This window comes from Mesorhizobium sp. Cs1299R1N1 (assembly GCF_037179655.1).
Lineage (GTDB): Bacteria > Pseudomonadota > Alphaproteobacteria > Rhizobiales > Rhizobiaceae > Mesorhizobium > Mesorhizobium salmacidum.
Genome location: NZ_JAPYKR010000010.1, coordinates 131432 through 146780, shown reverse-complemented (window position 1 = coordinate 146780; position 15349 = coordinate 131432). Strand labels below are relative to the sequence as shown.

The following is a 15349-nucleotide window of genomic DNA, read 5'->3' as shown; positions in this document are numbered from 1 at the left end:
AAGAGGGGAGGCGATTCGGGTGTCGGCTGATGTCACGACCGGACGGTGGCAGGCGCGCCTGATGTGGTGCCACGATCGAGGCGAAGCGCCAGTCCGGCCACGGCGAGTGCCGCCAGCGGCAGCAGGGCGGCGACCCAGGTGAGCGAATCCAGCCCAAGGCCGTGGGCGATGACCGTGCCGCCAAGCCAGGCGCCGGCCGCATTGCCGAGATTGAAGGCGGCGATGTTGAACGACGAGGCCAGGCTTTGGCCGGCGCCTTGCGCCTTCTCCAGCACCCACATCTGCAGCGGCGCCACGGTGGCGAAGGCGGCCGCGCCGAGCAGGCCGACATAGATCACGGCCATGACCTGGCTGTGGATGGCGAAGCTCATCGTGGCAAGCACCAGCGCCAGCACCACGAGGCTGCCGAGCACCGCCGGCACCAGCCAGCGATCGGCGATCTTGCCGCCGGCGAGATTGCCGGCGATGAGGCCACCGCCGAAGACGAGCAGGATCGGCGACACGGCCGCTTCCCTGAAGCCGCTGATCTCGGTGAGCAACGGGGCGATGTAGGTGAAGACCGCGAAGACGCCGGCATAGCCGAGCACCGTCGTGGCGAGGCCGAGCAGCACGGGCGTGCGACGCAGCACGGCGAGATCGGTGCGCAAATCGCTCTTCTCGAGCGCTGCCTGGCCGCGCGGCACCAGGGCCAGGATGACGGCGAAGGCCGCGAGGCCTACCGCGGTCACCGCCCAGAAGGTCGCGCGCCAGCCAAAGGCCTGGCCGAGCCAGGTGCCGAAGGGTACGCCGAGGATGTTGGCGATGGTGAGCCCAGTGAACATCAGCGCGATCGCCGAAGCCTTCCTGTTGGGCGCGACCAGACCGGTGGCGACCACCGAGCCAACGCCGAAGAAAGTGCCATGGGCAAAGGCGGTGATGATACGGGCACCCATCAGCGTCCAGTAATCTGGCGCCAGCGCACAGGCGAGGTTGCCAATCGTGAAGATCGCCATCAGCGCCAGCAGCACGGTTTTGCGCGGCCAGTTGCCTGTAGCGATGGTCAACAGGGGTGCACCGATGACTACACCGAGCGCGTAACCCGAGATCAATTGGCCAGCGGCCGAGATCGACACACCAAGATCCTTACTGACATCTATGAGGAGGCCCATGATGACGAATTCGGTGACACCGATGCCAAAGGCACCGGCAGCGAGGGCATAGAGAGCAAGAGGCATAGCGGTCGGTCCCATCTGTCAGCAAAGGACGCCCAGTCCGCGCCCGGCCCGGAAGATCGTGATCCGCCATGTTGTGAACCAGACTTGCCCAAGGCATATTTCCTGTGAAATAGATTCACAGATGGCCAGGCCCGATATCAACCGCTCCGGCGAGATCGAAGTCTTCGTACGCGTCGTCGAAGCGGGGAGCTTCTCGGCCGCGGCGCGGCGGCTGCGCATGACACCGTCGGCGGTGAGCAAGCTGATCGCGCGGCTCGAAACACGGCTTGGCGCGCGGCTTGTCAGCCGCTCGACGCGCAAGCTCCAGCTCACGCCGGAAGGGACGGCCTTCTACGACAGCGGCGTGCGCGTCCTGACTGACCTCGATGCCGCCGAGCGGGAAGCGGCAGCGGGTGCGGCGCCGCGCGGGCGGCTGAGGGTCAATGCCTATGTGCCGTTTGGCCAACACCGGCTAATGGCACTGCTGCCGCGCTTTCTGGAACGGTATCCGGAGATTTTCGTCGAGGCTGTGCTGACCGACAGCGTGATCGATCTGTTGGAAGAGCGCGCCGATGTCGCGATCCGCGCCGGGCCGCTTCGCGAGTCACGACTGGTGGCGCGCAAGCTCGGCCAGAGCCGGATGGTGGTGGTTGCCGCGCCTGCCTATCTCGAAGCGCGCGGCACGCCGCTGGCGCCCGGCGATCTCGGTCGTCACAACATGCTTGCCTTCGGTTTCGTCCGATACATCGACGGCTGGCCGTTCATCGACGCGGCCGGCGTACCGGTCATGGTCCCGATCGCAGGCACTGCCACGGTGAGCGATGGCGAGGCGATGCGGCTGTCCGCCCTATCAGGGGCGGGCATTGCGCGGCTGGCGCGCTGGCATGTCGAGCCCGACATTGCCGCCGGCCGGCTGGTGCCGCTGCTGGAAGACTTCAACCCCGGCGACGAAGAGCCGACGCATGCCGTCTATGTCGGCCAGGGCAAACACCTGCCTGCACGTGTGCGGGCCTTTCTCGACTTTCTTGCCGAGACCGTCCGGCTGTAATCGAAGCCGCGCGTCCATGGGACACGCGGCTTCGAAAAGGCTGGCTTGCGGTAGGGCTATGCCTTCGGGACGAAAGGCGCCGGACGACGGCCGGCGCCCTGGCGTTCGACCATCCAGCCGGGATATTCGGCCGGCAAGGCGCTCACTTCGTCCAGCCTGGCGAGGTCGTCGGCATCGAGCTTGAGGCTGGTGGCGGCGAGGTTCTGCTCGAGCTGGTCCATGCGGCTGGCGCCGATGATCACACTCATGACGAAAGGCTTGGCCAGGACATAGCCGAGCGCCACGGTGGCGACGCTGACTTCATGCTTTTTCGCGACCTCGCGCATGACGGCGACCGCTGCCCAGGCGCGGTCCTCGTTGACCGGCGGGAAGTTGAAGGACGCGCGGCGGCCTTCGCCGTTGCCCGGCGCGCCGGGGCCGTATTTGCCCGACAGCAGCCCGCCGGCCATCGGCGACCACACCATCAGGCCGAGCTTCTCCTCGTTGATCAGCGGCACGATCTCGCGCTCGAGGTCGCGGCCGGCGATCGAATAATAGGACTGGATGGTCTCGAAGCGGGCAAAGCCCTTGCGGTCGGCGATGCCGAGCGCCTTGGCGATGCGCCAGGCCTGCCAGTTGGACACGCCGACATAGCGAACCTTGCCACTTGCGACGAGATCATCGAGTGCCCGCAGCGTTTCGTCGATCGGCGTCACCGCGTCGGTGCCGTGCAACTGATAGAGATCGATGTAGTCGAGTTGCAGCCGTTCGAGGCTGGCATCGATCGAATCCATGATGTGGCCGCGCGAGGAGCCGCGCTGGTTCGGCCCGTCGCCCATGGCGGCATGGACCTTGGTGGCGATGACCACGTTCGACCTGGCAACACCGAGATCCCTAAGCGACTGGCCGAGCAGGCGTTCGGACTCGCCGACGGAATACACGTCGGCCGTGTCGAAGAAGGTGACGCCGGCGGCGATCGAGCGGCCGACGATTTCGTTGACGCCCTTCTGGTCGAGGCTGGCGATCAGGCCCCATTGGGCGTTCTGGCCGGCGGCGCCGAAGGTCATGGTGCCGAGGCAAAGTTCGGAGACGAAAAGCCCGGTATTTCCAAGCTGATTATAACGCATCGTGATGCTCCAGGAGGATGTGTGGTGACATCGGGACAAATAGGAACGGTACGTTTCGTTTCAAGCGCTGGGGCAATGAACTAGCCGGGCTGGCCTAAGTGACTAGCGGTTGCCGAAGATCGCCGAACCCACGCGGACGCTGGTGGCACCGAAGGCGATCGCGGTCTCGTAGTCGCCGGACATGCCCATCGACAGTTTGGCGACGCCGGCCTCTCTCGCCATTTTTTCCAGCAGTGCGAAATGCGGGCCGGGATTCTCGTCCGCCGGCGGAATACACATAAGGCCTTCGATGGCGAGGCCATGAACTTCCCGGCAGCGCTTGATGAAGGCGATCGCCTCGCGCGGTTCGATGCCGGCTTTCTGCGGTTCGGAACCGGTATTCACCTGGACATAGAGCTTTGGCGCACGGCCTTGCCTGGCAATTTCCTTGGCGAGCTCGGCGGCGATCTTGTCGCGGTCGATGGTCTCGATCACGTCGAACAGCGCCACCGCCTCCTTGGCCTTGTTCGACTGCAGCGGACCGATCAGGTGCAATTCAATGTCGGGGAAAGCCTCCGTCAGCGCTGGCCATTTGCCTTGTGCTTCCTGGACGCGGTTCTCGCCGAAGACGCGTTGGCCGGCCTCGATCACCGGCTGGATATCGACGGCGTCGAAGGTCTTGGAGACCGCCACCAGCGTCACCGCGCCGGCTTCACGGCCGGCCTCCTGCTCGGCGGCGGCGATTTTCGCCTTGACCGCGAAAAACTGCTGAACGGTGTCGCCCATATGCAAATCCCGCTGTTTGACCCGCGTTTTTGTCAGCCGCGATGCCCATATGGTTGACGGGTTTGCCAAACCATGGTGAACACCCGGACCACATTTCGTGAACTGCCGGGCTCTTGCCCGCAGTTCGCATGCTTTTAAGTGAAAAACGTCCCATGGCAACCGAACGATACAATCCGCGCGCGTCAGAACCCAAATGGCAGAAGGCCTGGGCCGAAAAGAAGCTTTTCGAAGCGCGCAATGACGATCCGCGCCCGAAATACTACGTGCTGGAGATGTTCCCCTATCCGTCGGGGCGTATCCATATCGGCCATACCCGCAATTATACGATGGGCGACGTGGTGGCGCGCTACAAGCGGGCCAAGGGCTTCAACGTGCTGCATCCGATGGGCTGGGACGCCTTCGGCATGCCGGCCGAGAACGCGGCCATGCAGAACAAGGTTCATCCCAAGGAGTGGACCTACCAGAACATCGCCACCATGCGCGAGCAGCTCAAGGTGATGGGCCTGTCGCTGGACTGGGCGCGCGAATTCGCCACCTGCGACGTCGATTACTACCACCGCCAGCAGATGCTGTTCCTCGACTTCGTCGCGAAGGGGCTGGTGACGCGCAAATCTTCCAAGGTCAACTGGGACCCGGAGGACATGACGGTGCTCGCCAACGAGCAGGTCATCGACGGGCGCGGCTGGCGCTCCGGCGCGCTGGTCGAACAGCGCGAGCTGACGCAATGGTTCTTCAAGATCACCGACTTTGCCCAGGACTTGCTGGATTCGCTCGACGGCCTCGACGAATGGCCCGAAAAAGTGAAGCTGATGCAGCAGAACTGGATCGGCCGTTCGGAAGGCTTGCTGATCCGCTGGCCGCTGGCCTCGGAAATTGCCGGCGAGCATGAGCTGGAAGTCTACACGACGCGGCCCGACACCATTTTCGGCGCCTCGTTCATGGCGATCGCCGCTGATCACCCGCTGGCCAAGAAGGCCGCGGCGACCAATCCGGCGCTGGCGAAGTTCATCGACGAAGTGCGCCATATGGGCACTTCGGTGGCGGCGCTCGAGACGGCCGAGAAGAAGGGCTTCGATACCGGTATCCGCGTCGTTCATCCCTTCGACGATACCTGGACGCTGCCGGTCTATGTCGCCAATTTCGTGCTGATGGAATACGGCACCGGCGCCATCTTCGGTTGCCCGGCGCATGACCAGCGCGACCTCGACTTCGCCAACAAATACGGCTTGCCAGTGGTGCCGGTGGTGATGCCGGACGGCGAGAATCCGTCGGCTTTCCAGATCATCGACGAGGCCTATGTCGACGATGGCGCGATGATCAATTCGCGCTTCCTCGACGGCATGAAGCCGGACCGGGCTTTCGACGAGGTCGCGAACCTGCTGGAACAGAAGACGATCGGCAACCGGCCGATGGCCGAGCGCAAGGTGAATTTCCGCCTGCGCGACTGGGGCATTTCGCGCCAGCGCTACTGGGGCTGCCCGATCCCGATGATCCATTGCGAGGATTGCGGCGTGGTGCCGGTGCCGAAGGCCGACCTACCGGTCAAGCTGCCGGACGACGTCGATTTCGACCGGCCGGGCAATCCGCTCGATCGTCACCCGACCTGGCGGCATGTGAAATGCCCGCAATGCGGCAAGGACGCGCGGCGCGAAACCGACACGATGGACACGTTCGTCGACTCGTCCTGGTATTTCGCCCGCTTCACGGCGCCCTGGGCGCATGATCCGACCGATCCCAAGGCAGCGAACGAGTGGCTGGCGGTCGATCAGTATATTGGCGGCATCGAGCATGCGATCCTGCATCTGCTCTATTCGCGCTTCTTCACCCGCGCCATGCGCGAGACCGGCCATGTCGACATGGCCGAGCCGTTCAAGGGCCTGTTCACGCAAGGCATGGTGGTGCACGAAACCTACCGTGTCGGCTCGGCATCGAATGGCCGCTGGCTGGCGCCGACCGAAGTGCGTCTGGAGGAAGTCGACGGCAAGCGCCGCGCCATCGACATCGCGACGGGCGAGGCGGTCACCATCGGCCCGCTCGAGAAGATGTCGAAGTCGAAAAAGAACACGGTGAGCCCGGAAGACATCACCGATGGCTACGGCGCCGACACGGCGCGGTGGTTCATGCTGTCGGATTCACCGCCCGAACGCGATGTCGAGTGGACCGACGAAGGGGCCGCCGGCGCGCATCGCTTCATGCAGCGCATCTGGCGCCTGGTGTCGACGGCGGCCGAGACGCTGGCTGGCATCGCACCCAAGGCGGCCAATGATGGCGAGGCCGGGGCGGTTTCCAAGGCCGCGCACAAGATCCTGAAGGCGGTCGGCGAAGACATCGAGAAGCTCGCCTTCAACCGTGCCATCGCCCGCATCTATGAACTGGCCAACGCGCTGACCACCCCGCTCAACGAGGTGGCGGAAGGCAAGGCCGATCCGGCGCTGAAAAACGCCTGCCGCGAGGCCGTCGAGATCATGGTGCACCTGATCGCGCCTGTGATGCCGCACCTTGCCGAAGAGTGCTGGGAGACGCTGGGCGGCAGCGATCTGGTGGCCGAACGGCCGTGGCCGGTCTTCGATCCGGCGCTGGTCGTCGACAATGAAGTCACCTATCCGGTACAGGTCAACGGCAAGAAGCGGGGGGATTTGACAATTGCCCGCGACGCGGACCAAGGTGCGGTCGAAAAAGCGGTCTTGGCTCTCGACTTCGTGCAGAAGGCACTTGAAGGCAAGGCTCCGCGCAAGGTGATCATCGTGCCGCAGAGGATCGTCAATGTCGTTGCCTGATCGGGAAAAGACAGAGTTGAGCCGTTTGCTGCGCCGCATCGCGCTTGCCGGTCTTGTCGGCTCGCTTGCGCTCGTCTCGGCCTGTCAGGTGCGGCCGCTCTATTCGAGCGCGCCGCTGTCGACCGGCTCCACCGCCAATGCCGAGATGGCGTCGATCGCAGTCAAGCCGGTCCGGACGCGTTATGCCCAGCAGGTGCGCAACAATCTGATCTTCGGGTTCGGGCGCGGCGCCGGCGAACCGGCTTCGCCGCTTTATTCGCTCGATCTCGGCGTGACCGAAGCCGTTGAATCCTCGGCACTCGTCCAGGTTGGAACCGATCAGGACGAGCCGACCGCCGGTTCGGTGACGCTGACCGCCGGCTACACGCTGACCGATGCGAAAACCGGCGCGGTGATCGCGGTCGGCAGGCGGGCGATCACCTCGTCCTTCGACAGGCCGCGTCAGGAATTTGCCTCGTACCGGGCGCAGATCGACGCCGAGAACCGTGCCGCGCGCGAACTGGCCGAAGCCCTGCAACTGTCCATCGCGCAGGATCTGGCCCGTCACGGCAAGGCAGCCAGCTAGCGCCACTCTTCGTTCACGAAAGACGTCCTCTCGATCCTGGTGCCCCCGGCTGTTTCCCGATGGCCAAGGGCCGGCGCGTGCACATGCTCGGCCCGCATACATGGATGATCGTCGAATACGATCCAGCGCTCGAATCCGTATCGTTCGGCATCGCCGCGAAAGATATTTTTCGCTCGCTCCAACAGCGCTGACGGAAGCAACTGTTAACCACTCGCTCCCTATTGCTCAGCAGACGTTCCACAGTGAGTCTTGAGCATGGAAGCCAGGCGTTTTTCTCGGGTCAATTCGTTGCACGCAGCTTCGCCCGATGACCCGGACAGAGAGCGCTCCGGCGGCCCGCGCGGCAAGGCGGATGTCCGCCAGTCCGGTGCTTCGCATGCGGGCCATTCCGGGCGGGTAGCCGATCCCGGCGACGACCGCAGACCCTCCGTCGGGCCGAACGGGAAACCCGCGGCGGACAATGCTTTCCCGCAGGGCGACACCGAAAGCCCTGCCTGGCAAGAGTATTTTTTCCTTGCGCCCAATGTGCGTTTTACACGCACGCCGGATTATGAGCCCAAGCACCGCCAGCCGCATGACGAGGTTGCCGCGCAGGGCGGCCCGCAGGCACTCCCTAAAGAGCAGGTCGGGCCTGGCGCCGTCATGCATCGCGGACCGTCACCGGCCGCGTCCGCTCAGCCGGCGCGCGGCGGCGAGACGTCGCAAGGTGTTCAGCCGGCGGCCCCGAAGATGCCCGCAACGGCACGAGCGGCCACGCGCCCGGCGCCCGCTGTCGTGAATGGCGCGCCGGTCAAGACAGCCACCGCTGAAAAACCCCGGCGGCCCTATCTTTCGGATCACGCCTTCTTCGAGGGCTTGGCTCCCCTCCTGGTTGACGTGACGTCGCCGCTCCGCTCAGTCAGCCCGGTTTCGCGTGTACCGGTCGCGGCTGCGCCGGTCGCCGCGGCGCGGGCCGACATTCCCGCGTCCGCCGTGGCCGATGTCACCGCCTTGTTCCGTGTCATCGAATGCCCTCCGGGCCAGGCCTCGTCCGCACTGCCGGACGTCTTTCCGGCCAACTCCAACAAAGCCTTGGTCGAGCCGCCCGTTCCGGCGGGCAGGGCTGTCCGGCAGGGTCGGACGACGGCAGTGGTCGCATCTGCCGCAAGCAGCGCCGCCCCACTTGTGCAGCGCGTGGAGGAAACCGTTGCCACCGTGCGCGGGCCGTCGCTGCCCATGGCTGGCAAGGTTGCGCGGCCGGTGACGGGCGAAAGCTACGAGCTCCCCTCGGAGGAACTGCTGCAGCAGCCGCCGGAAGGGCAGGGCTTCTACATGTCGCAGGAGCGGCTCGAGCAGAATGCCGATCTCCTGGAAAGCGTGCTGGAGGATTTCGGCGTTCGCGGCGAGATCATCCACGTTCGCCCTGGCCCGGTCGTTACCCTCTACGAGTTCGAGCCGGCGCCGGGTGTCAAGTCGTCGCGCGTCATTGGCCTCGCCGACGATATCGCCCGCTCGATGTCGGCGGTCTCGGCGCGCGTCGCCGTGGTGCCCGGCCGCAATGTCATCGGTATCGAGCTGCCGAACGAGACCCGCGAGACCGTCTATTTCCGCGAACTGATCGAATCGCAGGGCTTCCGCAAGACCAGTTGCAAGCTGGCGCTTTGCCTTGGCAAGACGATCGGCGGCGAACCTGTCATTGCCGAGCTGGCGAAAATGCCGCACCTGCTCGTCGCCGGCACCACCGGCTCCGGCAAGTCGGTCGCCATCAACACCATGATCCTGTCGCTGCTCTACCGGTTGAAGCCGGAAGAATGCCGGCTGATCATGGTCGACCCGAAAATGCTTGAGCTCTCCGTCTATGACGGTATCCCGCACCTTCTGACCCCCGTCGTCACGGATCCCAAGAAGGCCGTTACCGCGCTCAAATGGGCGGTGCGCGAGATGGAGGATCGCTATCGCAAGATGGCGCGGCTCGGCGTGCGCAACATCGACGGCTACAATGAGCGCGCCGCCCAAGCCCGCGACAAGGGCGAGACGGTCGTCATGACCGTGCAGGCCGGCTTCGAGAAGGGCACCGGCGAGCCGCTGTTCGAACAGCAGGAAATCGATCTCGCCCCGATGCCCTACATCGTCGTCATCGTCGACGAGATGGCCGACCTCATGATGGTTGCCGGCAAGGAGATCGAAGGCGCCATCCAGCGCCTGGCGCAGATGGCGCGCGCCGCCGGCATCCACCTGATCATGGCAACGCAGCGGCCTTCGGTCGATGTCATCACCGGCACGATCAAGGCCAATTTCCCGACCCGCATCTCCTTCCAGGTCACCTCCAAGATCGACAGCCGCACCATCCTGGGCGAGCAGGGCGCCGAGCAGCTGCTCGGCCAGGGCGACATGCTGCACATGATGGGCGGCGGGCGCATTGCCCGTGTGCACGGCCCCTTTGTTTCCGACGCCGAGGTCGAGCATGTCGTGGCGCATCTGAAGGCGCAGGGCCGTCCCGAATATCTGGAGACCGTGACGGCCGACGAGGATGAAGAGGAAGAGGAAGGCGACCAGGGGGCGGTCTTCGACAAGGGAGCCGTAGCCGCCGAGGATGGTGATTCCAGCTATGACGAGGCGGTCAAGGTGGTACTGCGCGACAAGAAATGTTCGACGTCCTACATCCAGCGCCGCCTCGGCATCGGCTACAACCGCGCGGCTTCACTGGTCGAACGCATGGAGAAGGAGGGTCTGGTCGGCGCACCCAACCATGTCGGCAAGCGCGAGATCATGGCGGGCAAGCGCCCGTCGCCTATCGCGCCCCCCGACGACGGCACGGACTGACCGGGCGGTCAGCTCTTGATCCGCAGCGCATGAAAAAGGCCGGTTGCCCGGCCTTTCTTCGTATCTGGTGTGGAACCGCTCAGCCGATCTTCTGGCCGGTCTTGGCCCAGTCGGCGAGGAAGGCGGCCAGGCCCTTGTCGGTCAGCGGATGGTTGACCAGCGCCTTCAGCGTCGCCGGCGGCGCGGTGATGACGTCGGCGCCGATGAGAGCCGCCTGCTTGACGTGGTTCACCGTGCGCACGGAAGCGGTCAGGATCTCGGTCTGGAAATCGTAATTGTCGTAGATCTGACGGATCTCCTGGATCAGCTCCATGCCGTCCGAGCCGGTGTCGTCGATGCGGCCGACGAAGGGCGAGATGAAGGACGCGCCGGCCTTGGCCGCGAGCAGCGCCTGGGTGGCCGAGAAGCACAGCGTGACGTTGACCATGCGGTTCATCTCGGTGCGGATCGTCTTGCAGGCCTTCAGGCCGTCCAGCGTCAGCGGCACCTTGATGGCAATATTGGGCGCGATCTTGGCCAGCACCTGGGCCTCGGCCATCATCTGCTTGAACTCGGTCGCCACGACCTCGGCCGAGACCGGGCCTTCGACGATGTCGCAGATCTGCTTGGTGACCTCGATGATCTTGCCGCCCGATTTCAGGATCAGCGAGGGATTGGTGGTGACGCCATCGAGCAGTCCCAGATCGTTCAGTTCCTTGATCTCTTTGATATCGGCGGTGTCGGCAAAAAATTTCATGGCGGGTCTCCTGACGATTTCGTCGTGCTTGGGAAGGCACGTTCAGCGTTGCTCTTTGATCTAGACCAAAGTCAGGGCAAGGTCACGCCTCATGATCGAAGATTCGCCCTTTGTCGCGGCCGCGCCGGTGCTGGTGCCGATGCCGGCCGAACGCCCCTACACCTATGCCGTGCCGGCCGGCATGCGCGTGGTGCCGGGTTCGATCGTGCGCGTGCCGCTTGGGCCGCGCCAGGTCGCCGGCATTGTCTGGGACGGCGCGGTCGAGCAGGTCGATGCCAGGAAATTACGTCCGATCGAGCAGGTTTTCGACTGTCCGCCAATCGACCGCGCCATGCGTCGCTTCGTCGACTGGGTGGCGCAGTACACGCTGTCGCCGCCGGGCATGGTGGCGCGCATGCTGCTCAGGGCGCCGGAGGCCTTTGATCCCGAACCCTGGATCGAAGGACTGCAGCGCACCCTGCTCGTGCCCGACCGGATGACCGATGCCAGGGCACGCGTGCTGGAGACGGCCGAAGGCGGGCTGGCCTGGACGCGCTCCGGGCTCGCGCACGCCGCGGGCGTATCGTCGACGGTGATCGAGGGGCTGAAAGCGCAAGGCGTGTTCGAGACGGTGATGATCCCGCCGCGCCCGGTGGTGGCCGCGCCTGATCCCAGCTATGCCGCTCCCGAACTGATGCCGGACCAGAACGAGGCCGCGTCGATGCTGCGCGCCAATGTCGCGGCCGGCGAGTTCAATGTCGCGTTGCTCGACGGCGTCACCGGTTCGGGCAAGACGGAGGTTTATTTCGAGGCGGTGGCGGCCGCGCTCGAGCAGGGCAAGCAGGTGCTCATCCTGCTGCCGGAAATCGCCTTGACGCATGCCTTTCTGGAACGCTTCCAGCAACGTTTCGGCGCCAAGCCGGGCGAATGGCATTCGGATTTGCCACCGCGAATGCGTGAAAAGGTCTGGCGGCAAGTGGCGGAAGGCGGCGTGCGCGTCGTTGCCGGCGCGCGCTCGGCGCTGTTCCTGCCGTTCCGGGAGCTTGGCCTGATCGTCGTCGACGAGGAGCACGACCCCGCCTACAAGCAGGAAGACCGCGTCTTCTACAATGCGCGAGACATGGCTGTCGTGCGCGGCCATTTAGGCGGCTTCCCCGTCGTCCTGGCGTCCGCGACGCCATCGGTCGAGAGCCGGGTCAACGCCAGCCAGGGCCGTTATGCCAGGGCTGTGCTTTCCGCCCGCTTCGCCGAGGCGGCACTTCCCGATCTCAAATCGATCGACATGCGCCGCGCACCGCCCGCCCGTGGCGGATTTCTGTCGCCGGTGCTGATCGACCATATGCGCCGGACGCTGGAGAAGAAGGAGCAGTCGCTGCTGTTCCTCAACCGGCGCGGCTACGCGCCGCTGACGCTGTGCCGGGTCTGCGGCCATCGCTTCGGCTGTCCGGTGTGCTCGGCCTGGCTGGTCGAACACCGCTTTCGCGGCCAGTTGGTGTGTCATCACTGCGGTCACAACGAGCGCCGTCCCGAAGCCTGCCCGGAATGCGGCACACTCGACCATCTGGTGGCTTGCGGGCCGGGGGTCGAACGCATCGCCGAGGAGGTCGTGACGCATTTCCCGGAGGCGCGCACCATCGTGCTGTCGTCGGACATCATGGGCGGTGTACGACGATTGCGGCTGGAGCTGGAGGCAATCGCCAATGGCGAGGCCGATATCGTCATCGGCACGCAACTGGTCGCCAAGGGCCACAATTTCCCGAACATGACGCTGGTCGGCGTCGTCGACGCCGATCTCGGCCTTGCCAATGGCGATCCGCGGGCCGCCGAGCGCACGTTTCAACTGCTCAGCCAGGTGACCGGCCGTGCCGGCCGCACCGGCAAGAAGAGCCTTGGCCTGCTGCAGACCTTCCAGCCCGACCATCCGGTGATGCGGGCGATCGTCTCAGGCGATGCCGAGTCTTTCTACCAGCGCGAGATTTCGGAGCGCGAACGCGCTGCCTTGCCGCCCTTCGGCCGGTTGGCAGGCGTCATCGTAAGCGCGGTGACGCGGGCGGAGGCGGAAGGCCATGCACGCGGCCTGCGCCGCGCGGCACCGGAGGCGTCGGACCTGTTCGTGCTCGGGCCGGCGGAAGCCCCGCTGTCGCTGCTCGGCGGCCGCCACCGCTTCCGTCTGCTGATCCAGGGCGAACGGCGCGCCGACATGCAAGGTTTTATCAGGGCAATGCTCGCCAACGGACCGAAGCAGCGCGGCTCGGTCCGGGTGCAGGTCGACATCGACCCGCAGAGTTTTTTGTGAGAATGGATTAGTCGGGGCCGGGCGGGTCTTGCAATATATTCCAGCACCAAACATCAAGCGCTTCAAAGTGCCTGACGTTTGCCGTAACCACGATAAGGTCATTCGCTGCCGCCGTAGCAGCGATCAGTATGTCCGCGAGGCCTGGGTTCTTCCCTTTCGCAGAGACTGCTTCCTCCATTCGGCCCGCTCTTCGGGCTATATCGGTATTGATGCCCAGAATTTGATCTGCAAATCCTTCGATGATGTCGTTGAGCCAGACAACCAGACTCTCCGCACGCTTTGTGGCCCCAGTACGATCGAGCTTGCGGATGCCTTTCTCGATTTCGGTGATCGCAATAACCGGTATGAAGAGCGTTTGCTTTTCACCTTGCGTTACGATCCAATTGGCGACTTCTTTCGCAAGCGGCAGCCTGCCAGGCGCGAACGCCGATAAAATGGAAGTATCGAGGAGATAGCCACTCAAAGATCGATATCCCGCGACGGTGACTCATTCCTTTCGAACTCGAACCCTCCCGGATAGGTCAGAAGAAATTCCCCGAAGTTTCGACGCTTGGCTGGATATAGCTTTTGCAAGTCCTCGACCGAAATGACAGCCGCTGCTGGCTTGCCGTGCTTTGTGATGATGGTGGGCTCGCCGCTCTCCGCAGCTTCCACGAGCGCCGAGAACCCTGCCTTGGCTTCCCGAACCTGCATTGTCTTCATGGCGGAACCTCTTGTGGTCTCATGTGGTCATAATATAGCAATTGCATGATAAAGGAACAGCCCGCATGAAAACCATTGGCCTGCTCGGCGGCATGAGCTGGGAATCGACCGCGATCTACTACCGCCTGCTCAACGAGATCGTGCGCGAGCGGCTGGGTGGGCTGCATTCGGCGAAGCTGCTGCTGTGGTCGTTCGATTTTTCCGAGATCGCGGAGCGGCAGCATCATGGCGATTGGGAGGGTGCCGGCGCGCTGCTGACCGATGCCGCGCGCAAGCTTGAGGCCGGCGGCGCGGAAGGTCTGCTCTTGTGCACCAACACCATGCATAAGCTGGCCGACCCGGTGCAGGCGTCCGTGTCGATCCCGCTGATCCATATTGCCGATGCCACCGCGGCCGCGATCAGGCAGGCCGGTTTGCGGCGCCCGGCGCTGCTGGCGACGCGGTTCACCATGGAGCAGGACTTCTACAAGGGGCGGCTTGCCGACAAATATGGCCTCTCGCCAGTGGTGCCCGATGACGTCGGGCGCGACATGGTCCATCGCGTCATCTACGAGGAACTCTGCCAGGGCGTTGTCTCCGAAGCTTCGAAGGCCGCCTATGTCGCCGAGGCAAACCGCCTTCGCCGCGAAGAGGCCGCCGACAGCCTGATCATGGGCTGCACCGAGATCACAATGCTGATCGGCCAAGGCGATTTCGACATTCCGGTTTTCGATACGACGCGCATCCATGCCGAGGCGGCGGTGGAATTCGCGCTCGGTTGATGCGCGCCTCCTAAAGTGCCTGGAGCCATCTGGCGCGGCATTTTTACTCCGCTAGAATGCCCGCGATTTCAAAGCAGACTTTTCGAGGGGACACGATGGACTTTGCGCTTCCATGGCCGACGAGCCAGGGCGAATGGCTGGCCTGGTCGAGCGCGGTCTTCACCGTGCTGCTCGGCCTTCTGTTCTTCCTGGCGCCGGGCCTGGCGTTCCGCATCCTGCGCCTGCAGGCCAAACCCGAGAAGGCGGCGGCGATCGCCGAAGGCCGAGGCCGCATGTCGGGCTTCTATCTAGGGGTCGGCTTGTGCTGCATCCTGTTCGCGCAGCCGCTGGTCTACATGGCGCTCGGCTTCTCCTGGCTGTTCACCGCCTTCGGCCGGCTGCTGTCGATGATGTCGGATGGCGCCAATACACCTTTCAATTGGGTTTCCATCGTGGTGGAACTGGCGCTCGCGGCCTTGCCGCTCGCCTTTGCCTTTGGCTTTGTGCCATGAATCCAAGGGTATCCCGGCGCGCAGGACCCGAGTCTTTCGCCGGATGCGACAATAGTGCCTGAAAACCATGCGGAACGACGCATTGCGGTCTTAAAATGCCTGTGCTAGACGGCAATCGACTTTCGGCC

At 64.4% G+C, this 15349-nt stretch carries 14 protein-coding genes; 8 read left to right on the top strand and 6 right to left on the bottom strand.

Going from position 1 to position 15349, the window contains the following annotated elements:
* Positions 1–32 precede the first annotated feature (32 nt).
* Positions 33–1214: an MFS transporter gene (locus tag O7A70_RS22385; protein WP_337142387.1), complete on the bottom strand. Its 1182-nt coding sequence runs from the start codon at positions 1212–1214 to the stop codon at positions 33–35.
* A gap of 121 nt (positions 1215–1335) precedes the next feature.
* Here O7A70_RS22385 and O7A70_RS22380 point away from each other — a divergent pair, with 121 nt between their 5' ends.
* A complete protein-coding gene (locus O7A70_RS22380) occupies positions 1336–2241 on the top strand; it encodes a LysR family transcriptional regulator (protein ID WP_337142386.1) in 906 nt (301 codons plus the stop codon).
* A gap of 56 nt (positions 2242–2297) precedes the next feature.
* Here O7A70_RS22380 and O7A70_RS22375 read toward each other — a convergent pair whose 3' ends face one another.
* A complete protein-coding gene (locus O7A70_RS22375; protein ID WP_337142385.1) occupies positions 2298–3347 on the bottom strand; it encodes an aldo/keto reductase in 1050 nt (349 codons plus the stop codon).
* A 102-nt stretch (positions 3348–3449) separates the two neighbouring features.
* On the bottom strand, positions 3450–4112 hold the full coding sequence (locus O7A70_RS22370; protein ID WP_337142384.1) for a YggS family pyridoxal phosphate-dependent enzyme: 663 nt from the start codon (positions 4110–4112) through the stop codon (positions 3450–3452).
* Between the two features lie 152 nt (positions 4113–4264).
* On the opposite strand from O7A70_RS22370, the gene leuS reads away from it, so the two are divergent.
* The 4 genes from leuS to O7A70_RS22350 all read left to right on the top strand — a co-directional run bounded on the left by leuS (position 4265) and on the right by O7A70_RS22350 (position 10256).
* Positions 4265–6889: a leucine--tRNA ligase gene (gene leuS, locus O7A70_RS22365; RefSeq protein WP_337142383.1), complete on the top strand. Its 2625-nt coding sequence runs from the start codon at positions 4265–4267 to the stop codon at positions 6887–6889.
* Positions 6876–7454 carry an LPS assembly lipoprotein LptE gene (gene lptE, locus O7A70_RS22360; RefSeq protein ID WP_337142382.1) on the top strand — a complete coding sequence of 193 codons (579 nt, stop codon included), beginning with the start codon at positions 6876–6878 and terminating at the stop codon, positions 7452–7454. Before leuS ends, lptE begins: the two co-directional genes overlap by 14 nt.
* 59 nt (positions 7455–7513) lie before the next feature.
* Positions 7514–7645, top strand: coding sequence for a hypothetical protein (locus O7A70_RS22355; protein WP_337142381.1), 132 nt, complete (start codon positions 7514–7516; stop codon positions 7643–7645).
* A 64-nt stretch (positions 7646–7709) separates the two neighbouring features.
* A complete protein-coding gene (locus O7A70_RS22350) occupies positions 7710–10256 on the top strand; it encodes a DNA translocase FtsK (protein WP_337142380.1) in 2547 nt (848 codons plus the stop codon).
* Between the two features lie 79 nt (positions 10257–10335).
* On the opposite strand, the gene fsa is transcribed toward O7A70_RS22350, so the two are convergent.
* Entirely contained in the window at positions 10336–10992 is a 657-nt protein-coding gene (gene fsa / locus O7A70_RS22345; protein ID WP_337142379.1) for a fructose-6-phosphate aldolase, read from the bottom strand.
* A 91-nt stretch (positions 10993–11083) separates the two neighbouring features.
* Here fsa and O7A70_RS22340 point away from each other — a divergent pair, with 91 nt between their 5' ends.
* Positions 11084–13267 (top strand): primosomal protein N', encoded by a 2184-nt coding sequence (locus tag O7A70_RS22340; RefSeq protein WP_337142378.1) that lies wholly within the window; start codon positions 11084–11086, stop codon positions 13265–13267.
* Between the two features lie 7 nt (positions 13268–13274).
* Here O7A70_RS22340 and O7A70_RS22335 read toward each other — a convergent pair whose 3' ends face one another.
* A complete protein-coding gene (locus tag O7A70_RS22335; protein WP_337142377.1) occupies positions 13275–13730 on the bottom strand; it encodes a type II toxin-antitoxin system VapC family toxin in 456 nt (151 codons plus the stop codon).
* Positions 13727–13969, bottom strand: coding sequence for a type II toxin-antitoxin system Phd/YefM family antitoxin (locus O7A70_RS22330; protein WP_337142376.1), 243 nt, complete (start codon positions 13967–13969; stop codon positions 13727–13729). The genes O7A70_RS22335 and O7A70_RS22330 overlap by 4 nt, the downstream gene beginning before the upstream one ends.
* A gap of 65 nt (positions 13970–14034) precedes the next feature.
* On the opposite strand from O7A70_RS22330, the gene O7A70_RS22325 reads away from it, so the two are divergent.
* A complete protein-coding gene (locus O7A70_RS22325; RefSeq protein ID WP_337142375.1) occupies positions 14035–14730 on the top strand; it encodes an aspartate/glutamate racemase family protein in 696 nt (231 codons plus the stop codon).
* A 95-nt stretch (positions 14731–14825) separates the two neighbouring features.
* A complete protein-coding gene (locus tag O7A70_RS22320) occupies positions 14826–15221 on the top strand; it encodes an AGROH133_08824 family phage infection protein (RefSeq protein ID WP_337142374.1) in 396 nt (131 codons plus the stop codon).
* Positions 15222–15349 lie beyond the last annotated feature (128 nt).